This window comes from Streptomyces sp. NPDC096105 (assembly GCF_044763335.1).
Lineage (GTDB): Bacteria > Actinomycetota > Actinomycetes > Streptomycetales > Streptomycetaceae > Streptomyces.
Genome location: NZ_JBIWGC010000007.1, coordinates 21,043 through 44,089, shown reverse-complemented (window position 1 = coordinate 44,089; position 23,047 = coordinate 21,043). Strand labels below are relative to the sequence as shown.

Here is a 23,047-nt window from a genome sequence, read left to right as displayed (position 1 = left end):
CTGTCCGGATCGTCGCCCGATCCACCGATCCTGGCACGCCCCTCAGACGCGGCGCGGAGAGGCCAGGAGGTAGCGCCTCCGCGTCCTGGGTTCCGTGTACTCACCGGGCTGCCAGCCGGCCCCCTCCAGCGTCCGTGCGCAGGCCCGCAACGCGGCGGCGTCCGGCGCGTACACGGCGACGGCCTCCGGCTGCGGGGTGTCCCGCACCCGGTAGCCGCCCTCACCGTCCGCTCCCGCCGGCCGGTGCCCGGCCGCCTCCAGCGCGAGCGCGGCGGCCTGCACGAGGTGCGTGCGCTCCCAGCCGCAGGGCCGGTCGGTCGACCCGTCGGGGTTGGTCATGCGGCGCAGTTCGAGCATGCCGTGCCAGGCGCTGCGGACCTCCCGCGTGCGGGCGGGACCCTCGGCGGGGGGTACGGCCTCGCCGCCGACGCGGGCGCTGAAGACGCCCGCGGTGACGGCGGGCGCCTGAGCCCCGGCCTGCGGCCCGCTCGGCTCGGGTGGTTCGTCCTGGGCCTCGCGTACCCGGTGCCCGGCGGGCGTGAGGAAGTGGTCGTGCGGCGGCCGAGGATGCCGGAAGGCGAGCCCGCGCTTCACCAGCGCGGTGAGCTGGGCCTCGGTCCCCTTGAGACGCCCGGTCCCGGGATCGGCGGCCTCGATCAGCCGGCGCTGGGCGGCGGTGGGCGGTCGGGTCATCGGCGTCCGGAGGCGTGGGGGAGGAAGGCGGCCCAGGGGGCGAAGGTGAGGTGGGGGCCGCCTGTGTGCTTGGAGTCGCGGACGTGGATGGTGCGGGGTGCCGTGGCCACCTCGGCGCAGGCGGCACCGTCGGGGTTGCTGTAGCTGCTCTCGCGCCAGGTCGGCTCCGTGCGGGACTGCGCAGTCATGTCTCTCCCAGCAGCTTCTCGATGTAGGTCGGTGACGTGCGAGGCGTGAGGGCCTGTGCCCGGATGATCCCACAGCGCAGTTCGAGGATCTGGATCTCTCGCCGGTCCGGGGTCAGCCGGCTGACGAGCTGAATGTCGCCGTGCCCCACGGTGGCGCCGTCCCTGAGCCGCAGCAGGCGGAAGGGACCGTCCAGTCCGCCGTTGTCCTCGGAGTCCAGGGGCAGGACCTGGATCTCGGCGTTCCGCCCGTAATCGAGGTCACCGACGCCCGCCCGGACCGCAGCCCCCCCGCTCCCCGGCACCCTCACCCCGGCCGGTCCCGCTGGGGCCGGTTGTTCTGTCCCATGCGGTCGGGACGGTCCCCTCGGTCTCCGGGAGTAGGTCCCGCGCCTCAGGCGTGGTGCGGCATCGCCGCCTAAGGTCGATCTTCATGGAACCCACGGAGGCCGCTCGTCGCGGTACGGCGGAGCGCGTGCGCGACGTGATCGAGCGGCTCGGCACCGAGCGGGACGTGTGGCTGTCGACGGCTCACCCTGATCACGGGCCGCATCAGGTGCCGTTGTGGTTCCTGTGGGACGGGCGAGCGGTGTGGATGTGCACCGGTGCCGCGTCCGCGACCGTGCGGAACGTCCGCACGGAGCCGCGTGTGCGTCTGGCGCTGCCGGACACCTTCGACGTGGTGCTCCTCCAGGGCGAGGCGGAGTGCTTCCCCGGCCGCGAGGTGCCCGACGACGCGGCGGAGGCGTTCGCCGCCAAGTTCGGATGGGATCCGCGCGCGGAAGAGGAGCCCTACCTGTACGTACGCGTGGTTCCGAGGACCGTGCGGGCATGGCGCGGCGTGCCGGAACTGCGCGGAAGAGTCGTCATGCGCGACGGAACGTGGCTGGAGTGACCCCCCGGACGGCGGCTTCGCCCCGACGGCCCGCCCGCCCGTCGGGGCGGGCGGCGGCGCGGGACCTCTGCAGACCGGTGATGACCCGGGTGATGCGTTCCCGTTCCGTCCGCCGGTGAACGACGCGACCAGATGGCTCTCCTCCACCGGGCGAGGGGGTCCACCGCTTTCAGGGGATCCACCCCCGTGCCGCCGGCCTCGGCCCTTACCGCAGGGTGAATCGCCCCGGCCCGTGCAGGCGGCCGATCTCGGTGAGCACGTGGTCCACGTGGAGAGGCACCTGCGCGCGCAGTGGCTCGCTCCACCTCTCCTCCGCGTACGAGGAGTTGAGATAGAGCTGCCTGGCGTGTTCGAGGACGGGGCGCTGTTCGGGCGGCAGACGGGGGAGTGCCCAGCCGGCGGCGGCGTCCTTCGGCAGAATGCGGCCCGTGGCGAGCGTGGCCCAGACGCGGGCGAGGGTCAGCAGGACGTTCCGGGTGTCGCTGTCCAGGTCGTCGAGCAGGCCGGGGATGCCCGCCACGCTCGCCCGGATCAGGTCGGCGTGCGGGACCGGATCGAGGACCTGTGCCGGAGGCCGGCCGGTGAGGGGGTGGTCGCCGGCCAGCGTCGTGGTGATCAGCAGGGCCAGGTCGGGCATCGGCTCCGGGCGAGGCACCTTCCCGGCCCCGTACTCCGCCCGCAGCCACTCGCCGTAGAGGAAGTCGCAGGTCGGCGGGTACCGCCACGGGCGTACCTCGGACTGGACGACGACAGTGAGCTCGACCGGGCGGACGCCGTCCCGCATGCCGGAGATCCGGAGCAGCCCGCTGAGCAGGAGCCGCCGTTCCCCCTCGTCCAGCCGGCGCCGGGAGACGACCAGCACGTCCACGTCACTGGCCGGCTTGAGCCCGCCGAGCACGGAGGAGCCGTGGAGGTAGACACCGATGACCTCCCGGCCCAGCACACGGGCGACGAGCTCCACGACTCCTCGTACCTGATCCATCGCACGAGTGTCTCCCGGCGACGCTCAGGTACGGGAGAACGGCGCCCAGCGGGAGAGCCCGAAGCCGCTGCCCTCGCGGCGGATCTCGAAGGCGCCCTGGCCCGGCAGGTGGGCGGGGAACACGAGGGCGCGGTGGTCGGCCGCGTAGGCGAACATCCGTGCGCGGCTGGCGCGGGCGCCCTCCTCGTCCTCCTCGAAGCAGCTGTTCAGGTGCGGTTCGTGGACCTGGATCGCGCCGTGGAGCAGGTCCCCGGCGAAGACCGCCCGGTCGCCCCCGGACTCCAGGTGGACGACCGACGAACCCGGGGTGTGGCCGGGCGCCGGTGCGAGGCGGAGGTTGCCGTCGATGACGTAGGAGCCCTCCCAGGTCGTGACGAGTCCCGCGTCGATCACCGGCTGGACGCTGTCCTCGAACACGTTCTGGTTGCCCCGCCCGAACCGCGTGCGGTGCAGGTTGTCGGGATGCCAGTACGTCACCTCGGCCGCCGGCAGCCGCCCTGATCGCCGAACTGGCTTCCCGGAGCCCGGAGTTCGTCGCGCTCTGGGACGCCCACACCGTCGCCCCCTGCGGCCGCGACGTCCACGCCCTCGCCCACCCGGCCGTCGGCGAACTGACCGTCACCCAGCAGACGTTCGACGTCCCGACGGAACCGCACCGGTCCCTGGTCACCTTCACGGCCGAGCCCGGATCCCCCTCGGCGGCGGCCCTGACGGCTCTCCACCGGACGCGGGACGGGGCGGGACCCGGCGCAATGTGTGGACGTGATGAGGGCGCCCGCGTACCGTGTGCCTCCACGCCCTGAGACGGACGGAAGGAGGCGAGTGCCGTGCGGTCCACACCTTTCCAGCGCTCCCTTCCCCGCTGTCCCGGCGTGCTTGACGAGTTCTGACCGGGAGCGCTCCGAGCAGCAGCTGCATCCCGGAGGAATCCATGACCGATCCGGTCATCCGTACGCTCTCCGCGAGCGACGCCCACCTCTTCGACGTTCTCCCCGACCCGCTCGGCGCCCGTGAGGCCCACCGGCGCACCCGGTTCCGCCCCGACTGGAAGCGCGTCGCCCTGCGCGACGGCGAGGTCGTGGCACGCGGCGCGTGGTGGGGCGGACCCGACGACCCGGAGCCCCTCACCATCAACTGGTTCGACGTGGCCGGGGGCGAGGAGGAGGCGGGGGCCGCACTCCTGCGCTCCGCCCCCTGGCAGGTCGAACTCGAGATCAACCTGCCCGGCGGCTGGCGGGACGAGCCCGGCCTGCGCCCACCCGCCGAGGCACGCTTCGCCGCCGCACGCGCCGCCGGGTACGAGCTCCTGGTGGAACGCTTCCTGTACCGCTGGACCCCGGAGCGAGGTCTGCCCGAGCGGCCCGGACGCCTGCGCTTCAGCGCCGAACCCGACGACACCGTCTTCTTCGACGCCCTGCGCCGCATCCACTCCGTGACCCTGGACGCCCACGCGCTCAAGGCCGTGGAGGAGGGCGGCCTCGACCAGGCCGCCCAGGAGGAACTCGACTTCTTCCACTGGTGCCCCTCCCCACGCGAGTGGTGGCAGACCGCGCACACGCCGGAGGGTGACCTGGCCGGCATCCACGTCCCGGCCCACAACCCCTCCGGACCGGTCATCGGCTTCGTCGGAGTCGTCCCGGAGCAGCGGGGGCACGGCTATGCCTACGACCTGCTCGTGGAATGCACCCGCTTCCTCGTCGAGCAGGGCGCGGAGTACGTCAGCGCGGCCACGGACCGGGGCAACGCCCCCATGGCCGCCGCCTTCACCAGGGCCGGCTTCCCCGTCGTCAGCGAACGCGTCAACTTCCACCCGGAGGCGGCCCGACAGGCCTAGACCCTCACCGTGAAGAAGCTCCGGGCGGCGCCCGCGCGGTGAGCGCGGGGTCCGCCCGGAGCGACGCCGAGGGCAAGGAGAGCGAAAGAACTTGTTTCAGAATGGAGTTGAGAAGGAAGCCCTTTCATGGCCTTGCCGTGGACAACGCTAGCACTCAGTCCGGGATCAGGTCGCGCAGGTTTTCGAGGGTGACGACCCGGGAGTCCGGGTGCAGCCCCTCGGGGCGTTCGAGACCGATGTACATCACGGGCTCGTCCGGGACCGGTCCGCCGTCCCACAGCTCCACGGCCGTGGCGCGGTCGGACATCAGACCGGTCAGGTACCGCACCGTCAGGTACTCGCGCTCCACGACGGCGCGCACCACCTTGGACACCGACACCTGGTTCTCCTCGACCCGGTTGGCCGAGGAGATGCCCCGCAGGTACAGGTGGAGCCACTTGGCGCGCCACCGTCCGTCGTCCTCCCGCCGGAACACCATCGGCAGGGCCACCCGGCCCGTGCCGCGCAGGTCCGACTTCGTCCGCACCGTGCGCGGCTCGAACGGCCGGCCCTTCCGCTCGCCGTCGCGCAGCATGAAACCGAAGAACGACTCCTCGACCTCGTCGAAGCCCTCGCCGGCGTAGATGTTGACCTGCGGGACGATGAAGGTGCCGCGCACCCGGTCCAGGGACAGTTCGATGAACTCCGAGGCCCCCTCGGGCGCCTCGGTGATGTCTCCCGAGTGGACGCCCCCGACGGTCTTGAGCGAGGTGTAGGACAGCCAGGAGCCGGTGCTGTAGTCGGGGTGGAGGAGCAGCGCCGAGAGATCGTAGTCGGTCCGTTTCCCGGTCTCCTTCCAGTACACGAAGAAGCGCAGCCGTTCCCCGTCGACCGCCGAGACCGAGCCCCGCGGCAGTACGCCGAGTCCTGCCGCCGCCGCCCTGCCGCTGAGCGGAAGCGCCACGTCGAGGACGTCGGGGTCGAGCAGCAGCCGGCCCGGTGCCGGGAGCCGGCGGCGCAGCTCGGCGTCGAGGGCGGCGACGAGGCGGTCGCGGTCGGCCGCGGGCACCGGCCGCCGGGCGTCGGGAGCGGCCCATCCACGGCCCCGCCGGTTGACGAAGATCCGGGGTTCGCCGGTCTCCCGTTCCCGGTTCTGGAAGTGCTCGCGGACCGACAGCACGACCCGGCCGGAGACCTGGGGCGCGACCCGCACCGCGGCGGCCACCACCGCGTCCCTCTCCTCCTGTCCGGAGGCGATGCGCAGCAGGAGGTCCAGGGCCCTGAACAGTTTGCCGGGCGCGGACCGGAGCAGCCGCACCGCGCCGGGTACGTCGTACTCGTCGAGCAGTTCCTCGACACGGCTGTCGAAGGACCGCGCCTCCTTCTCCCCGCGGGCCACGGCGAACACCTCGGCCGCGTGCGGCAGGTGCGGGTACTCGTGCGGGTGGAGCCGCTCACCGAGCCGCTTGAAGGGCTCGCGGTGCGCGTGCACGTCGGCCAGTTTGGCGGGGTCCGCCGCGACCACGGCGTCGAGGCCCGCGAGCAGGGCACGGCGCACCGGCCGCGGGAGGGACCGGAACCGGGCCGGCTCCCGCAGCGTCACGTCGCCGCCCGACAGGGCGCAGGCCAGCCGCAGCACATCGGTGACGGTGTCGAGCAGGAGGTCCGCGCCGGCCAGGAGACGTGCCTCGTTGACGACGGCCCGGTTCTCCCTGACCGGGATCGACTCCGGCTGCGGTCCGAGCGCGCACCGCTGGGCGAGGGTCTTGAGGTCGCGCAGGTGTTCCTCGCCCAGCGGCGTCGTGCTGCCCGCCAGGGCCAGGTACAGATCGGTGAGTTCGTCGTCCAGGTCCCGTCCGAGGTGCAGGACGGTCACCCGGTCGCCCGCCGAGGCGATCAGCTCGTCCTGCGCCGCGAGCAGCTGCTCGTACGTGTGCTGGTAGCGGCCGTACGCGGGGAGGCTGAGCAGGTTCAGCACCCCGTGCGTCAGCTGTTTCAGCACGTTCTCGCGCGACGTGTCGTCTTCGAGCGCCTTCGTCACGCACCGCGTCCAGAACTCCTCGGTGTCCGGAACGTTCGCCGGGAAGTCGATGAAGTACGCGTTGTGCCGGACGTGGTCGCCCGCCATCTCGCTCACCATGGGCAGTGTCCGCCGGGCGGTGCGCAGGACCGCGGCCTCGGACAGTCCGGACAACCGCTCCAGCAGCTCCGCCGAGAGCTTGAAGCCCACGGACATCAGCGCCGCGTCGAACTGCCGTGCGGCGGCGGCGCCTTCCCCGGCGGAGCCCTCGGGGGAGGGAATGCGGTGGGTGTGCCGGATGACCAGTGATGCGAGACCGTGCGCCATTCGAGGATGATCGCAGAGGCGCGCGAACCGGCGCACGGGAGTTTCCGTGCGCACGTGAGACGCCCCGAGCTCGGAAAGGGGCGGGAGAGAGCCAGGAGACGCCCCGCTGTCCCTCCCGCGCGCGTCGATACGTGAGGCGCGGCGTGTACAACTGATATCGCGCTGGGAGGACTCCAGCACACCCGGCGACCGGAGGGGAACACCTGTGCACGATCTCGCGGACTCGGTCGAATCGATGGAACAGCTCGCCGCCGTCTGGCGGACCATGGTGCTCGACCGCGACCCGGAGGCGGACGTCCGTGACCTCCCCGGGATCGCCGTCCGCTGGGCCGACTGCCGGTTCGCCTTCTGGAACTGCGTCACCCTGACCGGCGTCGGCACGGGCGCCGGTCTCATGGAGCGGCGCCTGAAGGAGGCGGCGGAGATCATGCGTGCGAAGAGCCGTCCGGGTTTCCTCTGGGTCTTCGAGGACCTCCTCGACGACGAGGCGCGCGCGACGCTGGGGACGGCGGCCGAGCGGGCCGGTCTCGCGTACGCCTTCCCCGGCACGGGCATGGCGGGGGACCTGCTGCCCCTCCCCGCACCGGACCACCCCGATCTGACGTTCGTGCGCGTGACCACCGAGGAGCACCTTCAGGCCTACGCGGACATCAACTCACGTGCCTACGGGTTCCCGCTCGAGGACGGCCGTGACGGCCTCGCCCGCTCCACGCTGTGGAAGGACGGAGTGCACGCCTACCTCGGCGTACGGGACGGCACGCCCGTGGCCTGCGCCGCCACGGTGGAGGCGCAGGGCCGCCTCTTCGTCCTGCTCGTCGCCACCGATCCGCAGTGGCAGCGCCGGGGCTACGGGGAGGCGGTGACGCGCAAGGCCCTGTACGAGGGCGCCCGCGCCACAGGAGCGACCCGCGCCACCCTGCACGCGACCGCCGCCGGCGCGCCCGTGTACCCCCGCATCGGCTTCCGCCCGAACTCCCCGATGCGCTTCTACACGCCGGCGCCCTGATCCGACCGGCTCGCAGGTGCGGGCCGGTGCACGACCCCCGGCGGCCCGGGCGGGCGGGCCCCCGGTGCGCGCCCGGCGCCGTGTGCCGGAGTCGCGCGGCAGTGACGTCACGGACGCTCCCGTTCCCACTCCCGGCGCCAGACCGCGCGGACGCGGTGGTCGTCCTCGTGACCGGGCGGGACGGTGCCCAGGCGGGTCACGGCCTCCTCCGTGCGCGGGTCCTGGCGGCGCAGGAGGCCGTACGTGGCGTCCAGCCGGGTCACGAAGTCCTCCGCGTCGAGCAGGGCGTCCAGCGCGTCGGCGACGGCGGGTGCACGGACGGTGCGGCCCGCGACCGCTTCCGCCACCGCCGCCCGCGTCTCCGGGACCGGGTCTCCCGGCAGAACGACCACCGGCGTCCGTGAGCCCCGGGCCGACATCGTCGAGGACCGCGCCCGGGGCCGCGCCGGCCCGTGCGCGCACGCCCCCGTCCTCGTCGGCCGCGGGTTCCAGCAGCGCGGCACCTGCCTCCCGGTTCGCCAGGGCGGCCGGACCGTCACCCCGGAGGACCAGGCCGAAGCATGGGATCGCGCCCCAGGGCGGCCGTCACCACCGCCGGTGAGCCGCCGTCCACCGCCCGCCCCAACGGCGTGGTGCCGTCGGGAAGTCCACGGTCGGGGTCGGCACCCGCTTCGACCAGGGCGTCGGCGTCGTGGGCGGCGATCGCACGGCACAGCACCGGCAGTCCGTCTTCCGTGAGCGTGTCCGGATCCGCGCCTGCCTCCAGGAGCCGCCGTACGTCCTGTTCGTCGCCCCGTCCGACCGCCGCCACCGGTTCCGTGCCGTCGCCCCTGTCCCCCCCGTTCTGCCGGCCCGGGGGATGCCGACCCGCCCGGCACCGGACACGAACAGGGTTCTTCCGGGCCGGGCAGCCCCGTGGCCTACTGCCGGTACCCGCTCAGGAAGCGGCCGATGCGGCCGATCGCCGCCTCCAGGTCCTCCGCGTGGGGGAGGGTGAGGATGCGGAAGTGGTCGGGGGAGGGCCAGTTGAAGCCGGTGCCCTGGACGACCTGGATCTTCTCGCGGAGCAGCAGGTCCAGGACGAACTTCTCGTCGTCGTGGATCCTGTGCACCTTCGGGTCCAGCCGCGGGAACGCGTACAGCGCGCCCTTCGGCTTCACACAGCTCACGCCCGGGATCTCGTTCAGCTTCTCCCAGGCCACGTCCCGCTGCTCGCGCAGCCTGCCGCCCGGCGCGGTGAGGTCCCGGATGGACTGCCGGCCGCCCAGCGCGGCCTGGACGGCGTACTGCGCGGGCGCGTTGGCGCACAGCCGCATCGACGCCAGCATGGTCAGGCCCTCGAGGTAGTCCTTCGCGTGCTGCCTGGGACCGGTGACCACCAGCCAGCCGGAGCGGAACCCCGCCACGCGGTACGTCTTGGACAGTCCGCAGAACGTCAGCACGACCAGGTCGGGGGCGAGCGCGGCGGCCGAGTGGTGCACGGCGTCGTCGTACAGGATCTGGTCGTAGATCTCGTCGGCGAGGACCATCAGGCCGTGCCGGCGGGCCAGGTCCAGGATGCCCTCGACGACCTCCTTCGGATACACCGCGCCCGTCGGGTTGTTGGGGTTGATGACGACGACGGCCTTGGTGCGGTCGGTGATCTTCGCGGCCATGTCGTCCAGGTCCGGGTACCAGCCGGCCTGTTCGTCGCAGAGGTAGTGCACCGCCGTGCCGCCGGCGAGGGTGGTCACCGCCGTCCACAGCGGGAAGTCCGGTGCGGGGATGAGGATCTCGTCGCCGTCCTCCAGCAGGGCCTGCACCGCCATGGACACCAGCTCGGAGACGCCGTTGCCGAGGAAGACGTCGTCGACGTCGACCTCCAGGCCGAGCGTCTGGTAGCGCTGGGCCACCGCGCGGCGGGCGGAGAGGATGCCGCGCGAATCGGTGTACCCGTGCGCCCGGGGAAGCATCCGGATCATGTCCTGGAGGATCTCCTCCGGCGCCTCGAAGCCGAACAGGGCCGGATTGCCGGTGTTGAGGCGCAGCACGCTGTGCCCCGCCTCCTCCAGCGCGTCGGCGTGCTCGATCACCGGGCCGCGGATCTCGTAACAGACCTCGCTGAGCTTGCTCGACTGCCGGAACTCCATGCGTCCCTCCGGTTTCTGGTGTTGCTTGGTTTTACCAAGTGGCTGCTTGGAAAGTCCAACGACATGTCTAGACTGCGGGGCATGCCACCTCGCCGAAGCTACGACCAGTACTGCTCCGCCGCCCGCGCGCTCGACGTCGTCGGCGACCGCTGGACCCTGCTGATCGTCCGGGAACTGCTGGCCGGCCCGCGCCGCTACACCGACCTGCACGCGGACCTGCCGGGCGTCAGCACGGACGTACTGGCCTCACGGCTGAAGGACATGGAGCGCGACGGCCTCGCCACCCGCCGCCGCCTCCCCCCGCCCGGCGCGGCCTACGTCTACGAACTCACCCCTCGCGGACGTGAGTTGCTGCCCGTCCTCCAGGCGCTCGGCGCCTGGGGCCAGGCGGAGCTGGGCGAACGCCGGCCGACGGACGCGGTGCGTGCCCACTGGTTCGCGCTGCCGCTGCTGCGGGCGCTGGAGGGCGAGGGACTCGTCGAAGTACGGCTGAACGAAGGCCGCTTCCACGTCCACGCGGGCGCGGTGGAGGGCCCCGTCTACGGCGACGGCCCGGCCCCCGCCGGCCCCGACGCCGTCCTGGCCCTCGACACCCCCACCTGCATCGCCGTCAGCCGAGGCGACCTGCCGCTCGCGGAAGCGATCCGCGCGGGCCGCGTCGAGGTGACCGGCGACAGCCCCCTCGCCAAGCAGCTCAGGGAGGCGTGAGGGGCGCCACGCCTCCGCGAACCTCGCCGCGAACCCGCGATGCCGAGCCGCGGCCCGCCTCGCCTGCCCCGGGCTGGCCGCGGCCCCCGGCACACCGGCCGGACGCTCGGCCCGCTCCGTGAGGCGAAGACGCTCGTGCCGCGCGTGCTTCCGGCACGCCAGGCAGGTGACCCTGTCCGGCCGCGGCGAGGCCGTCGCGCAGGGCACGCGTACCCCGCCCCCGGTGGTCGTCTCAGCCGCACCCCGGACACCACCGCCCCGGCGGCGGCCCTCTCCCGCCGGACCGCCCTGCGGTCCGTCCGCGACGCCGTCCGCACCGGTCGCCACCGCGAGGCGCTGCCCAGTCGCCACGACTGGTACGAGAGGTCACGGCACCCGACTCACGCGGTCCGGCGGGTCCCCGAGGGCGTGGCACCCACCTGGCAGGGGGCGCGGACGAGCCGGAGCGCCTCCACCACCACGGCTCCACGTCCCAACGCTTCACCTTCAGCCGGTCGTTCACCCCGGAGGGAATACCAACACCGGCCCGTACCCGAAGGCAGGCGCTGGACGGACGGAAGGCCCGCACGAAGCGGGCCTTCCCACCAGACGCCGGCTAAATGGCTACGCCCCCGGCGGAACATGCCGCGGCCGCCCCGGACCCCGCGTCAGGCGGTAGCCGAAGACGCCCGCCAGGGCGGCCAGCGCGCCGCCCGCCGCCGTCCAGATCCAGCGGTCGGACCACCAGCCGGACGTCCAGCCGTCCTCCGGTTCCAGACCGGCCAGGACGGCGGACGGCGAATCGTCCGACTCCTCCTCCGGCCGGGACGCGATGCCCGGCACCAGCGGCTCGGACAGCGCGCCGTCGACCGCCGCCGCGCCGCCCATGTCCTTGGACTCGACGCGCAGTTCGGCGTCGACCGGCTGGCCCAGGTCGTCCGCCGACAGCTTCAGGGCCGTCAGGCGCACGTAGTACGTGCCGGGCAGCGGGTCGTCGGCCCACGGCTCCGACCAGGCGCGGACCGTGCGCAGCACGCAGGCCAGCTCCACGCTCCTCGTGCCCGCCCCGGCGGTGCGGGTCTGCGCGCCGTACTGGCAGGCCTGGCGGCGGCGCAGCCCGTCGTACACGTCGACCTGCCACGTCTCGGCGGCGTGGCTCTCCGGCAGCTTCACCGTCGCCCGGACGGTGGGCCGCTGCCCGGCGTCCGCGGGGAACGACCAGTACAGGTAGTCACCCGTGGAGGCCCGCGCCGTGGCGGTCTGCCCCTGCTCGACCTCCGTCGCGGTGCGGAACGACGTCCCCGCGCGGGTCGGCCCGCCGCCGTCGCCGGAGGCTTCCGGGGACGGTGAGGAGTCGGCCGCGGCGGGCGCGGCGGCCAGGCCCAGCGTCAGCAGGGCGGCACTCAGTACACGTACGGCGCGCATCAGCCGGTCCTCCAGACAGCGACCCGCCAGCGGGACAGCCAGCCCCAGACGAGACCGGCGAGGAAGCCGGTCACGACCAGTGCGCCGAGCAGCCACCAGCCCCGGCCGAGACCGAAGGAGGCGACGTCGTTCGCGTCGTCCGGGCCGTCCACGACGTCGACCGTCAGCTCCAGCGGCAGACCGGGCGTGGTCTTCACCCCGGCGTCCGCCGAGAAGGAGGTGGTCACCCCGAGGCACACCGTCTCCGTCGCCGGCTTGCCGCTGTCGTCGTCGTCCCGCTCCGGCTTGGGGTAGCGCAGACCCGTGGACACCACGTCCGTACGGCCGTGGCCCGTGGCCTCGCCGCGCACGATCTCCCGGCCGTGCGCGGTGACCGCGCGCATCAGGATCCCGTGGTCGGGGCGCACGGCGCGGTCCGCGGCGACGCTCACCGAGGCGCGCAGCTCCTGCCCGGCGAGCAGCTCCACGCGGTACCAGCGCTGCTGGCCGAACTCCTCGCGGTCGGTGTAGAGACCGGACGTCAGCTCGGGCGCCCTCGCGCACGAGCCGGCCCCCTCGGTGGCGACCGGGGTCACCACCGGCTCGGCCGCCCGGTCGACCAGCTCGTTGACGCGGTCGGTCAGTTCGTCCTGGTGCTTGATGGAGGTGTAGGTGCCGCCGGTCGCCTCGGCGATGCAGCTGAGCTGCCGGCTCAGCTCGGCGTTCGGCACCAGGCCCAGCGTGTCGATGGTCAGGCCGATGCCCTTGGCCGCGATCTCGCGGGCCACCTCGCACGGGTCGAGCGGGGCGCAGGTGTCCTCGCCGTCGCTGATCAGCACGATCCGCTTCGAGCCGTCGCCGCCGTCGAGGTCGTCGGCCGCCTTCAGCAGCGCCGGGCCGATCGGGGTCCAGCCGGTCGGGACGAGGGTCGCCACCGCCGTCTTCGCCTCGGTGCGGTCCAGCGGGCCGACCGGGTAGAGCTGCGCGGTGTCCTTGCAGCCTTCCTTGCGGTCGTCGCCGGCGTAGTCCGCGCCGAGGGTGCGGATGCCGAGCCGCACCTCCTCCGGCGTCGCGTCCAGCACCTCGTTGAACGCCTGCTTCGCCGCCGCCATCCGGGACTGGCCGTCGATGTCCTTGGCGCGCATCGAGCCGCTCACGTCGAGGACGAGGTCGACCTTGGGCGCGTCCTCGCCCGTGGGTTCACCGGCGGCGGCCCCGGGCGGGAAGGCGATCCCGGCCGTCAGGGCGGCGAGCAGGGCTATCGCGCCTGCGACCGGCCGTGTTCTTCTGATCATCGGCGGATCCTATTGACCGGGAGCGCCGCCCTCCAAAACGGGCTGTCAACCGGACCCGAATCGCAGGGGATTGGGCAGTTCCGCCCATTGGTCGCCCGCCGTGCCCGGCGAGAGCCGCATCAGCGTCAGCGCCTTCGCCGGCAGCGGTTCACCGAGCAGCGCCGCCAGGTCGCCGGTGCGCGGCAGATCCCGTACGACGTTCTCCAGCGCCGTCCGCAGCGCCTCGCCGGACCCCGCCGTCCCGGCCAGCGCGCCCGCCACCAGCGAGCCGAACAGCTTGCAGCGCAGGGCGCCCGCGTCGTCCGTGATCATGCGGTCCGGCACGTCCGGCACCGGGACGCCGTGCCGGGCCAGCCGCGCCGGAGAGATCCGCAGATCGGCCAGGTCCCGGTAGACCAGCCGCACCGGCTCCCCGTTCGGCGACAGCACCACGAGCAGGTTCTGCCCGTGCGCCTCCAGCGCCACCCCCAGCTCCAGCAGCCGCAGCCCGGCCGTGAGCGCCAGCCGCGCCAGCCGCGCCAGCCGCGCCAGGCGGGCGGGGGAGCGGGGCAGCTCCGTGGTGGCCAGCGCCGCCACCGGCACCACCCGCTCCCCGGGCCCCGCGTACTCCTCCGGCGACTCGCGCAGCAGCGCCGCCAGATCGGGCGAACCGGCCGCCACCGCGCCCAGCGTGCGGGTGATGTGCAGCAGCCCGCCCGTACGCGCCGCCACGACCTGTCCGAAGTCCGACAGCACCGCCGAGGCGGCGACCGACCCGAGCGAGATGTCCCGCACCGAGGACGTCAGCCGGGCGCTCAGCGCCGTCTTGACGTGCGGCCCGTCCGGCAGCGCGAGGGTGCGCAGCGCCATCAGCGGATGCGCCGCCAGCGCCCCCTCACCCGCCCGCTTCAGCACGTGCGCCGCTTGCCACGGGTGCGCCGGCACCAGCACCCGGCCCCCCTCCCGCAGCCACCCCGGCCACACCCCCGACACCAGGCACTCCCCGGCCGGCACCGGCAGCAGCACCAGCTCCACCACCGGCCGGTGCTCGGGCCCGTACGCGAGCTGTTCGGCCACCGAGAAGCCGGGCCGGGAACGGCAGGCGGGGTGGAAGGGGTGCCCGTCGACCACCCGCTGCTCCCACTCCCAGTCCCGCACCGGCGCCGGACCCCCGACGTCCTGCTGTCCCGCCCGTGACAGGGCCAACGACGCCGTCCCGTGCGCGAGTTCGGCGGCGAACGAGGCCGAGTGCGGCACCGCGAGATCCGTCATCAGCCGCGCCGGTTCGTCGTACGCCCTCCCGTCCAGCCGTACGGCGGTCACGTGGGCGTCCGTCGCGTAGGGGTCCACGGACGGCCCCTCCAGGCGCCGCCCGTCCGCCAGCCGCAGGACCACCCCGGACCGGCCCTCCGCCCGGCCCGTCACCCACGGCAGCGGGTCGTGCGTCAGCCCGCGCCACAGCCGGGTCAGCACCGCCGCGCGGGCACCGGGCAGCGCCCCCGTGTACGCCGGCAGCAGAGCGGGCCGTACGACGGCCAGCTCCTCGGCGATGCCGGCCTCGGCGGTGGGGGGACGCTGCACGGACACGCTCCTCGCATCGGCGGAAAGGCGGGACGTCCGGAGGGACGGTGCCAGACATACTGATCGTCTCCGCCGGACAGACCGTAGGGAACCAGAACGCGTGGACCTCATGCCCCCGCACGCAGACGACGACGCGGCGAGCCGCGCCGGCCTGGCAGGGCGCGCCGACGCCCACGCGGCCGTCCCGCTGCTGAACTGCCTCCTGCGCGAAGTGGCCGAACCCCTGCCCGGGCCCGCCCGCCCGGACGGCCCCCGGACCTACCGCCTGCCCCGCACGCGCCGGCTGCTGCGCGTGCGCGGCGCCCGCCGCCCGGCCGCGCCCGAGGTGCACACGGCCGGGGCCTGGCACCGGCTGACCCACACCGAACTGGTCGAACTCGTCGCCGAGGAACTGCGCCGGCACACCGGCCGCTCCCCCCACGAACTGCCCGCCGAGATGCTCGACAGCCGCGACGCGGTCGCCGCGCTGCTCGCCGCCCGCGACCGGGCCGACCCGCCCGACGACCCGTACCTGCGCTCGGAGCAGTCCCTGGTCACCGGCCACACCCACCACCCCGCCCCGAAGGCCCGCGGCGGCGGCCCCGCGGCCGCCTGGCTGCCGTACGCGCCCGAGGCGTACGCCCGCTTCCCGCTGACCCTGCTGGGCGTGCGCGAGGACACCGTGGTGGACGAGGGCGACACCGCGGCCCTGGACCGCCTGGGCGCCGCCCCGCCCGGCTACCGGCTGCTGCCGGCCCACCCCTGGCAGCTCGACCTCGCCGCCGGCGACCTCGCCCCCGCGTTCGCCGACGGCCGCCTGGTCCGGCTCGGGGAGACGCCCTGGCCGGTGTGGCCGACGGCCGCCGTCCGCACCGTCTACGCGCCCGGCGACGACCTCTTCCTCAAGTTCAGCCTCGACGTGCGCATCACCAACGACATCCGCCGGCTGTGGCGCCACGACCTGGCACGCCTGCGTGCCACCGACACGGCCGTCCGGGACGCCTTCGACGGCGGTCCGGCGGGCGGGGCCTGGCTGAGCGACCGGGGGCACCGCACCGCGGACTTCGCCGTCGAGCAACTGGCCGTCGTGGTCCGCGACGGGTTCCGCGGCCACCTGGCGCCGGGCGCCACCCCCTGCCTGGCCGCCGCCCTGGTGGAGGGCTTCGACGGCGATCCGCTCGCCGCCGCCGCCCGCCCGGACGCCTGGTGGGAGGCCTACCTGTCCCGGGTCGTCCCCCCCGCCCTCGCCGCCTTCCACCGGCACGGCGTGGTCCTGGAGGCGCACCTGCAGAACACGCTGATCGCCGTCGACGGGGACGGCATGCCGGTGCAGGCCCTCTACCGCGACGCCGAGGGGGTGAAGCTGCTCCCGTCCCCGCACCGCCCGCACGACGTGCCGACGGTGACCCGGGAGGCCGGGTGGGAACGCCTGGTGTACTGCCTGGTCGTCAACCACCTCATGGAGATCGCCGCCGCCCTCGCCGAGCACCACCCCGGCCTCGACCCCTGGCCCGCGGTCCGCCGCGAACTGGCCCGGCACGACCTCCCCGAGATCCCCGCCCTGCTGACCGCCCCCGCCCTGCCCGCCAAGACCAACCTCCTCCTTCGCTGGACGGCGGCCGACGGCGCCGCCGCCCGCTACCGCCCGCTGCCCAACCCGCTGTCCGGCCGGTGAGCGCGTCCCGAACAGGGGCCGACAAGAGGCGACGGCCGCCCGCATGCCCCAGACTCGGGACGAGGGCGACCGCCGCCCGACCGTGCCCCGAGGAGGCGGGCCCGTGCATGACGTGCCGTTCTGGCTCTGGATCGCGTTCGGCGTCACCGTGGTGGTGTCCCTCGCGATCGACCTCGTCGCGCACCGCGCGGCCCATGTCATCGGATTCCGCGAGGCGACCGCCTGGAGCGCCGGGTGGATCGGCCTGGCCATCCTCTTCGGAGGCGTCGTCTTCCTCGTCGTCGGCACCGACGCGGGCGTGGAGTACACCACCGCGTGGCTGCTGGAGAAGAGCCTGTCCGTCGACAACCTCTTCGTCTTCGCGCTGATCTTCGGCTACTTCAAGGTGCCCCGCGCCTACCAGCACCGCGTGCTGTTCCTCGGCGTCCTCGGCGCCCTGGTCTTCCGCGGCCTGTTCCTCGCGGCCGGCGTGGCCGTGGTCAGCCGCTTCACCGCCGTGCTGTTCGTCTTCGCCGCGATCCTCTTCTGGAGCACCTACAAGATCCTCAAAGGCGAGGAGGAGAGCTTCGACCCGGGGAAGAGCCTCGCGGTCCGGCTGCTGCGCAAGGTCATTCCCGTACGGGACGAGTACGAGGGCCCGCACTTCTTCGTCAAGGAGGCGGGCCGGCGGGTGGCGACCCCGCTGCTCGCGGTCGTCGTCGCCATCGAGGCCGCCGACCTCGTCTTCGCCGTCGACAGCGTGCCCGCCGTCCTCGCCGTCAGCGACGACATCTTCATCGTCTACTCCAGCAACGCCTTCGCCATCCTCGGCCTGCGCGCCCTGTACTTCATGCTGGCCGGGCTGCTCGACCGCTTCCACTATCTCAGCGTCGGCCTCGCGGTGATCCTCGGCTTCATCGGCGTCAAGCTCGTCCTCCAGGCGGCCCACAAGACCGTCAGCACCGCCGTCCCCGAGATCCCGTCCCTGGTCAGCCTCGCCGTCATCGTCGTCGTCCTGGCCGTGTCGATCGGGGTCAGCATGGCGCGGCCCCCGGTGGAGAAGGCCGGCGATGGGAAGCCGGGGGAGCCGGGGGAGTCCGGGCAACGATCTGACAAACCCATGTGAAGCGGGCGTCGAGCGGACGGATGGGCCGCCACCGCGAGCGCGACGGGAGGCGGCCCGCCGAGCCGCGGTGCGGCTCGTGCGGAGAACCGGTGGAGACCGTCGTCGGACGGCACAGGACCATGAGCGTCCACGTCCCCCGCCGACGGGCGGGGCCCCGCCGCAGCCCCGGCTGCGAGGACCACGTCCCCGGCACGGCGCCGGCGGACACCCTCCGTCCCCGGGCGGTGGAGCGCCGGAAGGAGCCCGGACCACCCGCCTGACGGGCGGTGAGACCGCCCTTGCCGTGCTGGTCGGCAGCGGCGTCGAGCCGGTCGCCCGTCAGCGTGTCGCGGACCGGCCGGTCCACGCGCCGTCCTCCCACCTGCCGCGCCCCTTCACCGACCCGTGGGGCGCCCGCGCCGTCGGTCCGGGGCGCGGGCGGGGCCGCGGGAGCCGCTGTCACGCTCGGTTACTATGCTCATTTCGTGCCGGAGGCCGGCAGGTAAGGGGCGCACCGTGATCGACGGGCTGAGACATGTGACCACCACGCGCTATGTCACGCCCCTGCGCTCCGGAGGGTCCGTCCCCGGGGTCTTCGAGGCCGACGACCTCGGGACGTACGTGGTCAAGTTCACCGGGTCGGCGCAGGGCCGCAAGGCGCTGGTCGCCGAGGTGATCGTCGGGGAGCTGGCGCGGGCGCTCGGACTGCGCTTCCCCGAGCTGGTGCTGGCGCACTTCGATCCGGCGGTCGCCGACGCCGAACCCCACCAGGAGGTGCGCGAACTGCACGACTCCAGCGCCGGGATCAACCTCGGCATGGACTATCTGCCGGGAGCGCGGGACTTCACCCCCGAGGTCGCGGAGGTCTTCCCGGTGGACGCGCTGGAGGCCGGGCGGATCGTCTGGCTCGACGCGCTGACGGTGAACGTGGACCGGACCGTCCACAGCTCCAACCTGGTGGTGTGGCCGACGCTCGGAGTCGCACCGCCGAGGCTGTGGCTCATCGACCACGGCGCCGCTCTCGTCTTCCACCACCGCTGGGAGGGGTCCGACCCGGCCAAGGCGTACGACTTCCGGCACCACGCCCTCGGCCGGTACGGGCCCGACGTCCGCGCGGCGGACGACGAGCTGGCGCCGAAGGTGACCGAGGACCTGCTGCGGTCGGTCGCGGCCGAGGTCCCGGACGCGTGGCTCGCGGACGACTCCCGGTTCAGCACGCCGGACGAGGTCCGGGAGGCGTACGTGGCGTATCTGCACGCCCGCGCGCGGTCCTCGGCGTCCTGGCTGCCCACCGACTTCCCCTCGGCGCGGGAACTCGACGAGGAGAACGCCCGGCGGGCGGCGCTGACGCAGCGGGGGCGCCCCGACTGGCTGAAGCGCGTCCCCGACCTGCACGGCAAACCGGCGGTGGAACAGGACTGGTCGGTGCACCTGGGGCGACAGCCCTAGCGATCCGAGCCGGAGACGCGCCGGCGGCAGGCGTCCCGGACGGCTCGCGGGCCGCCGGGACGTGCCGGCCGCTTCAGCCCTTGAGCCGCTCGTGCGCCGGCGGGGTGAGGAAGCCGGCGCCGTCCTCGTCGAGGGCGGCCTTCAGCGGCAGGTCGTGCGCCCGCGCGCGGTGCCTGCCCTGTGCGCCGGGGAGGTTCCGGCTCACTCAAGACGCGCCGGATCGGCCTCCGTGTCGATTCGTACGGCTGCGCGATGTCACCGCACTCGACCGGTTCCACGCCGGCCGCGTGCTCCCTGAGACAGGCGCGGGCCCCTCGGTCGCCGGTGGCGGTTGCGGCGGTCCCCGCCCAGTGCGCGGCGCCGAACAGCACCGGATGGCCGCGTGCGCCGTCGTACGCGGCCGGGACCAGCGAGTGCGGCGACCGGTACGCGCGCCGCACCCGGGCGACCGCCTCGGGGCCGATCCCCGGCTGGCCCACCAGCAGGACGAGCGCGGCCCGCGCGTCCGTGCCCGCCGGCGAGTCCGGCCCCGCCCGCGGGGAGGCGCCCATGCCCTGCTCCCAGTCAGGATTGTCCACCAGCACGCAGCCCGGCAGCGCGACGCGGGCGGGCACCTCCTCGGCGCGCGCCCCGAGCACCACGTGCACGCTCGCGCAGCCGCCCGCGCGGAGCGCCTCCGCCGCGTGCTCCACGAGGAGCCGTCCCCGGTGCGGGAGCAGGGCCTTGGGGCGTCCGCCGAGCCTGCGTCCGCCGCCCGCGGCCAGCAGCAGGCCGGCCACCCGGCCGTCCTCGTCCGTCATGGGTTCCGCATACCCCACGTCCGCCCGTCCGGCCGCCCTGTGCCGGAGGGCGCCTCGGGCCGCGGTGTCACGCTGTGGAACAAACCGATGACGCAGCGGACTGGCGCAAAGGCCCCGAGGTGGCGTTTACTGGCGCGCACCGGTCCGCGGGGGCGCGTTGGACCGGTCAGGGGAGGCGCGCGACGACCTGCCAGGGGGAGGACTGTGGTGCGAGGCGTGGACCAGAGGTGTGTGCCCGGCAGCCAGGTGGACCCGCGCGTGACGGAGCTGCGCTCCGCCGTGGCCCGGTTGCGCCGCCAACTTGCCGCCCACCGTGCCGATTTCCGGGACCGGAGCATCGCGGAGGAGGCGCTCGCCACACTGGCCGGACTGGCCGCCGCCGACCGCCCCGACATACCGATGCTGCGGCGCTCCCTCCTGCTCGTCGCCGGTGCCATCGGCTCGGTGAGCGCCCTGGGGGACGGCCTGCGTCAGCTCCGCGAGGCGGTCGACCTCTTCGGTCCGTCGTCCCGCCCCTGACGCGCAGGTGTACGAGGCGCCGGCCCCGCGGGTGATCCTTCCGGCGCGATCCGGCCCCAGGGCGGATGCCTGCCCGCTCGGACACGCGGATCCTTCGCCTTGACGACGCCGCCTCCGTCCGGTCCGAGGCGCCTGGCGGCCTCCGGAGCCGGACGTGATGGCCGTGGGCGGGCGGAGCGGCCTCAGGCGGCCGGTCCGCCCGGGGTCGTCAGGGCCTCGGAGAGTTCCGCCGCGACCTGCCGCAGCACCGGGACGATCCGCTCCGTCGCCGCCTCCGTGAGGCGGCCCGCCGGACCGGAGACGGAGACGGCCGCCGCCGTGGGGGCGTCCGGCACCGGCGCCGCCAGGCAGCGCACGCCGATCTCCTGCTCGTTGTCGTCGACGGCGTACCCCTGCCGGCGCACCTCCTCCAGGGCGGCGAGGAAGCCCTCCGGGGTGGTGATGGTCTTCTCCGTGGCCGCCGGCATGCCCGTGCGGCCCAGCAGCGCCCGCACCTCCTCCGGCGGGAACCCGGCCAGCAGCGCCTTGCCCACCCCCGTGGAGTGCGGCAGCACCCGCCGCCCCACCTCGGTGAACATCCGCATCGAGTGCTTCGACGGCACCTGCGCCACGTACACGATCTCGTCCCCGTCCAGCAGGGCCATGTTCGCCGTCTCACCGGTCTCCTCCACCAGCCGCGCCAGGTACGGCCGCGCCCAGGCGCCGAGCAGCCGGGACGCCGACTCGCCGAGGCGGATCAGGCGCGGGCCGAGCGCGTACCGCCGGTTGGGCTGCTGGCGCACGTAGCCGCAGGCGACGAGGGTGCGCATCAGGCGGTGGATCGTCGGCAGCGGCAGGCCGCTGCCGGCGGACAGCTCGCTCAGGCCGACCTCGCCGCCCGCGTCCGCCATCCGCTCCAGCAGGTCGAAGGCGCGCTCGAGGGACTGCACGCCCCCACTGGCGGCGGGCCGGGCGGAGTCGGTGGTGCTGGCGCTGGACGTCGGCACGGCGCGTTCCTTTCGGGACTGGCAGGAGGTCAGAAGCCTACCCGGCGGCCGGTCGGCGGCCCGCTCGTACGGATCCGCGTTCTGCGTGACGGAAGCACGACTCCGTCTCGTGGAATCGCCCAGGCGTGACGGTCGCGCGGCCACGGCGAGGGCGTCCCGGACCCGGCGTGGCTCACGGCGCTCGGCACCTTCGACGTCGTCGCCCTGGGGAACGGCGGCCGGGCCGAGGACGCCTCCGACCGCTTCCACCCGCCCGCCGCCCCACCATCCGGCCCGGCCGCTCCCGGAGGACGGACGACGGCCGGGAGCCCCGGCGCCGCCGCGACCACGGCCACGACTGGATCACGTACCGCCTTCCCGCCCGGGCCCAGGTCCGCGCCGTGGAGATCGACACCGCCTGCCTGAAGGGCGACGCGGCCGGCCGGGCCTCGGTGTCCGTGCGGGACGGCGAGGACGGCGGCTGGCGGGAGATCCTGCCCCGCACCCGCCTCCAGCCCGACACCGGCCACCGGTTCGTCCTCCCGGAACCGGCGGCGGGCGCCCACGCGCGCATGGACGTCCGCCCCGGCGGCGGCATCTCCCGCCTGCGCCTCCTCGGCTCCCTGGCGGACCGGGGGCGGCCGCCCCGGAGGCACGGCGGCGGGAGCTCGAGGGCTGACGCGGGGAGCGCGCCCGGCCCCCGGGGAGGGGACGCCGAGCGCCCTCCGCGAAGGCCTCAGGCCGCGTGCCCGCCGTCCACCGTGAACTCCGCGCCGGTCACGTACGCCGCGCCCGCCAGGTGGACGATCATCTCCGCCACCTCCGCGGCCGTGCCGAACCGGCCCAGCGCGGTCGCCGCCGCCTGGCCTGCCGCGTACGGGCCGTCCGCCGGGTTCATCTCCGTGTCGGTGGGACCCGGATGGACGATGTTCGCGGTGATCCCACGCTCGCCCAGCTCCCGCGCCAGCGCCTTGGTCAGCCCCACCAGCGCCGCCTTGCTCATGGCGTAGAGCGTGGCGCCGGGGCCGGCCACCCGCTGTGTCAGAGCCGAGCCGACGGTGATGATCCGGCCCCCGCTCGGCATGACGGAGGCCGCCGCGCGCGAGGCGAGGAAGACACCGCGCACGTTCACCGCGAGCACCCGGTCGACGTCGGCGGGGGAGAGGGACTCCAGCGGGCCGAGCAGGCCGACGCCCGCGTTGTTCACCAGCACGTCCAGCCGGCCCAGTTCCCGGGCGGCCGCGGTCACCGCCGAGGCGGCCTCCTCCGGGTCGCCGGCGTCCGCGCGGAGGGCCACCGCGCGGCGCCCCAGCGCCTCGACGGCCCGCACGACGTCGTCCGCCGTCTCCTTCCCGTTCACGTACGTCACCGCGACGTCCGCGCCCTCCCGGGCGAGCCGCAGCGCCGTCGCCGCGCCGATGCCGCGGCTGCCGCCGGTCACCAGCGCGGTCCGGCCGAGCAGGGTCTTCTCCATGGTGTGAGTGGTCATGCGTCCATCCCAGCGGCCGGGGCGCCGCGACGCCGGCGGCGATCGGACGTCGACCTGCCGCACCGTCACCCGGCCCGGGCGGCCCGTTCCC

Annotated in this window: 23 protein-coding genes and 3 pseudogenes; 10 read left to right on the top strand and 16 right to left on the bottom strand. The window is 74.4% G+C overall.

The features are described 5' to 3' along the window. Positions 1-42: 42 nt before the first annotated feature. The 3 genes from ACIQ8B_RS13805 to ACIQ8B_RS13795 are packed head-to-tail and all read right to left on the bottom strand — an operon-like array spanning position 43 to position 1,183. Positions 43-693: a hypothetical protein gene (locus ACIQ8B_RS13805; protein ID WP_290009037.1), complete on the bottom strand. Its 651-nt coding sequence runs from the start codon at positions 691-693 to the stop codon at positions 43-45. Then, a complete protein-coding gene (locus tag ACIQ8B_RS13800) occupies positions 690-881 on the bottom strand; it encodes a DUF397 domain-containing protein (RefSeq protein ID WP_403546813.1) in 192 nt (63 codons plus the stop codon). The genes ACIQ8B_RS13805 and ACIQ8B_RS13800 overlap by 4 nt, the downstream gene beginning before the upstream one ends. Then, positions 878-1,183 carry a Scr1 family TA system antitoxin-like transcriptional regulator gene (locus ACIQ8B_RS13795; RefSeq protein WP_403546812.1) on the bottom strand — a complete coding sequence of 102 codons (306 nt, stop codon included), beginning with the start codon at positions 1,181-1,183 and terminating at the stop codon, positions 878-880. Before ACIQ8B_RS13795 ends, ACIQ8B_RS13800 begins: the two co-directional genes overlap by 4 nt. 128 nt (positions 1,184-1,311) lie before the next feature. On the opposite strand from ACIQ8B_RS13795, the gene ACIQ8B_RS13790 reads away from it, so the two are divergent. Next, positions 1,312-1,773 (top strand): pyridoxamine 5'-phosphate oxidase family protein, encoded by a 462-nt coding sequence (locus tag ACIQ8B_RS13790; RefSeq protein ID WP_403546811.1) that lies wholly within the window; start codon positions 1,312-1,314, stop codon positions 1,771-1,773. 205 nt (positions 1,774-1,978) lie between these two features. On the opposite strand, the gene ACIQ8B_RS13785 is transcribed toward ACIQ8B_RS13790, so the two are convergent. After that, complete coding sequence (locus ACIQ8B_RS13785) at positions 1,979-2,755, bottom strand: aminoglycoside adenylyltransferase family protein (RefSeq protein WP_403546810.1); 777 nt, start codon at positions 2,753-2,755, stop codon at positions 1,979-1,981. Between the two features lie 24 nt (positions 2,756-2,779). After that, positions 2,780-3,238: pseudogene (locus ACIQ8B_RS13780) on the bottom strand (MBL fold metallo-hydrolase); the annotation flags it as partial. A gap of 14 nt (positions 3,239-3,252) precedes the next feature. Between ACIQ8B_RS13780 and ACIQ8B_RS13775 the strand changes: the two are divergent. Beyond that, positions 3,253-3,558, top strand: a complete 306-nt coding sequence (locus ACIQ8B_RS13775) for a hypothetical protein (protein ID WP_403547099.1) — start codon at positions 3,253-3,255, stop codon at positions 3,556-3,558. A 128-nt stretch (positions 3,559-3,686) separates the two neighbouring features. Next, positions 3,687-4,589, top strand: a complete 903-nt coding sequence (locus tag ACIQ8B_RS13770; RefSeq protein ID WP_403546809.1) for a GNAT family N-acetyltransferase — start codon at positions 3,687-3,689, stop codon at positions 4,587-4,589. A gap of 154 nt (positions 4,590-4,743) precedes the next feature. Here ACIQ8B_RS13770 and ACIQ8B_RS13765 read toward each other — a convergent pair whose 3' ends face one another. After that, on the bottom strand, positions 4,744-6,915 hold the full coding sequence (locus tag ACIQ8B_RS13765; RefSeq protein WP_403546808.1) for a TerD family protein: 2,172 nt from the start codon (positions 6,913-6,915) through the stop codon (positions 4,744-4,746). A 205-nt stretch (positions 6,916-7,120) separates the two neighbouring features. On the opposite strand from ACIQ8B_RS13765, the gene ACIQ8B_RS13760 reads away from it, so the two are divergent. Then, positions 7,121-7,921 carry a GNAT family N-acetyltransferase gene (locus ACIQ8B_RS13760; protein WP_403546807.1) on the top strand — a complete coding sequence of 267 codons (801 nt, stop codon included), beginning with the start codon at positions 7,121-7,123 and terminating at the stop codon, positions 7,919-7,921. A gap of 107 nt (positions 7,922-8,028) precedes the next feature. Here the strand turns inward: ACIQ8B_RS13760 and ACIQ8B_RS13755 are convergent, their stop codons facing one another. From ACIQ8B_RS13755 to ACIQ8B_RS13745, 3 genes are all read right to left on the bottom strand, one after another. Further along, positions 8,029-8,313, bottom strand: a complete 285-nt coding sequence (locus ACIQ8B_RS13755) for a hypothetical protein (protein WP_403546806.1) — start codon at positions 8,311-8,313, stop codon at positions 8,029-8,031. Positions 8,314-8,456: 143 nt separating this feature from the next. Continuing rightward, the gene (locus ACIQ8B_RS13750) at positions 8,457-8,732 is read right to left on the bottom strand and encodes an ankyrin repeat domain-containing protein (RefSeq protein WP_403546805.1); all 276 of its coding nucleotides are present in this window, start codon (positions 8,730-8,732) and stop codon (positions 8,457-8,459) included. Positions 8,733-8,841: 109 nt separating this feature from the next. After that, positions 8,842-10,050, bottom strand: a complete 1,209-nt coding sequence (locus ACIQ8B_RS13745; RefSeq protein WP_290009051.1) for a pyridoxal phosphate-dependent aminotransferase — start codon at positions 10,048-10,050, stop codon at positions 8,842-8,844. Between the two features lie 81 nt (positions 10,051-10,131). Between ACIQ8B_RS13745 and ACIQ8B_RS13740 the strand changes: the two genes are divergently transcribed. Continuing rightward, positions 10,132-10,758, top strand: coding sequence for a winged helix-turn-helix transcriptional regulator (locus tag ACIQ8B_RS13740; RefSeq protein ID WP_403546804.1), 627 nt, complete (start codon positions 10,132-10,134; stop codon positions 10,756-10,758). 603 nt (positions 10,759-11,361) lie between these two features. Here ACIQ8B_RS13740 and ACIQ8B_RS13735 read toward each other — a convergent pair. From ACIQ8B_RS13735 to ACIQ8B_RS13725, 3 genes are read right to left on the bottom strand one after another with little or no spacing between them, the layout of a single operon-like run. Beyond that, positions 11,362-12,162, bottom strand: a complete 801-nt coding sequence (locus tag ACIQ8B_RS13735) for a hypothetical protein (RefSeq protein ID WP_403546803.1) — start codon at positions 12,160-12,162, stop codon at positions 11,362-11,364. Then, positions 12,162-13,436, bottom strand: a complete 1,275-nt coding sequence (locus tag ACIQ8B_RS13730; protein WP_403546802.1) for a VWA domain-containing protein — start codon at positions 13,434-13,436, stop codon at positions 12,162-12,164. Before ACIQ8B_RS13730 ends, ACIQ8B_RS13735 begins: the two co-directional genes overlap by 1 nt. Before the next feature lie 45 nt (positions 13,437-13,481). Then, positions 13,482-14,996, bottom strand: a complete 1,515-nt coding sequence (locus ACIQ8B_RS13725) for an IucA/IucC family protein (RefSeq protein ID WP_403546801.1) — start codon at positions 14,994-14,996, stop codon at positions 13,482-13,484. Positions 14,997-15,105: 109 nt separating this feature from the next. On the opposite strand from ACIQ8B_RS13725, the gene ACIQ8B_RS13720 reads away from it, so the two are divergent. From ACIQ8B_RS13720 to ACIQ8B_RS13710, 3 genes are all read left to right on the top strand, one after another. Further along, a complete protein-coding gene (locus ACIQ8B_RS13720; protein ID WP_290009060.1) occupies positions 15,106-16,650 on the top strand; it encodes an IucA/IucC family siderophore biosynthesis protein in 1,545 nt (514 codons plus the stop codon). Between the two features lie 103 nt (positions 16,651-16,753). Further along, entirely contained in the window at positions 16,754-17,755 is a 1,002-nt protein-coding gene (locus ACIQ8B_RS13715) for a TerC family protein (RefSeq protein ID WP_290009062.1), read from the top strand. Positions 17,756-18,253: 498 nt separating this feature from the next. Continuing rightward, the gene (locus ACIQ8B_RS13710) at positions 18,254-19,183 is read left to right on the top strand and encodes a HipA family kinase (protein WP_403547097.1); all 930 of its coding nucleotides are present in this window, start codon (positions 18,254-18,256) and stop codon (positions 19,181-19,183) included. 73 nt (positions 19,184-19,256) lie between these two features. Here the strand turns inward: ACIQ8B_RS13710 and ACIQ8B_RS13705 are convergent, their stop codons facing one another. Next, positions 19,257-19,388: a hypothetical protein gene (locus ACIQ8B_RS13705; protein ID WP_403546800.1), complete on the bottom strand. Its 132-nt coding sequence runs from the start codon at positions 19,386-19,388 to the stop codon at positions 19,257-19,259. Continuing rightward, positions 19,385-19,983, bottom strand: a pseudogene (locus tag ACIQ8B_RS13700) (NTP transferase domain-containing protein). The gene ACIQ8B_RS13705 and the pseudogene ACIQ8B_RS13700 overlap by 4 nt, the downstream one beginning before the upstream one ends. Positions 19,984-20,199: 216 nt before the next feature. On the opposite strand from ACIQ8B_RS13700, the gene ACIQ8B_RS13695 reads away from it, so the two are divergent. After that, complete coding sequence (locus tag ACIQ8B_RS13695; RefSeq protein ID WP_403546799.1) at positions 20,200-20,502, top strand: DUF5955 family protein; 303 nt, start codon at positions 20,200-20,202, stop codon at positions 20,500-20,502. A gap of 182 nt (positions 20,503-20,684) precedes the next feature. On the opposite strand, the gene ACIQ8B_RS13690 is transcribed toward ACIQ8B_RS13695, so the two are convergent. Then, entirely contained in the window at positions 20,685-21,488 is an 804-nt protein-coding gene (locus ACIQ8B_RS13690; RefSeq protein WP_290009070.1) for an IclR family transcriptional regulator, read from the bottom strand. A 129-nt stretch (positions 21,489-21,617) separates the two neighbouring features. Here ACIQ8B_RS13690 and ACIQ8B_RS13685 point away from each other — a divergent pair. Beyond that, positions 21,618-22,146 (top strand): annotated as a pseudogene (locus ACIQ8B_RS13685) (allantoicase); the annotation flags it as partial. A 57-nt stretch (positions 22,147-22,203) separates the two neighbouring features. On the opposite strand, the gene ACIQ8B_RS13680 reads toward ACIQ8B_RS13685, so the two are convergent. Then, positions 22,204-22,956 (bottom strand): SDR family NAD(P)-dependent oxidoreductase, encoded by a 753-nt coding sequence (locus ACIQ8B_RS13680; protein ID WP_403546798.1) that lies wholly within the window; start codon positions 22,954-22,956, stop codon positions 22,204-22,206. Between the last annotated feature and the right edge of the window lie 91 nt (positions 22,957-23,047).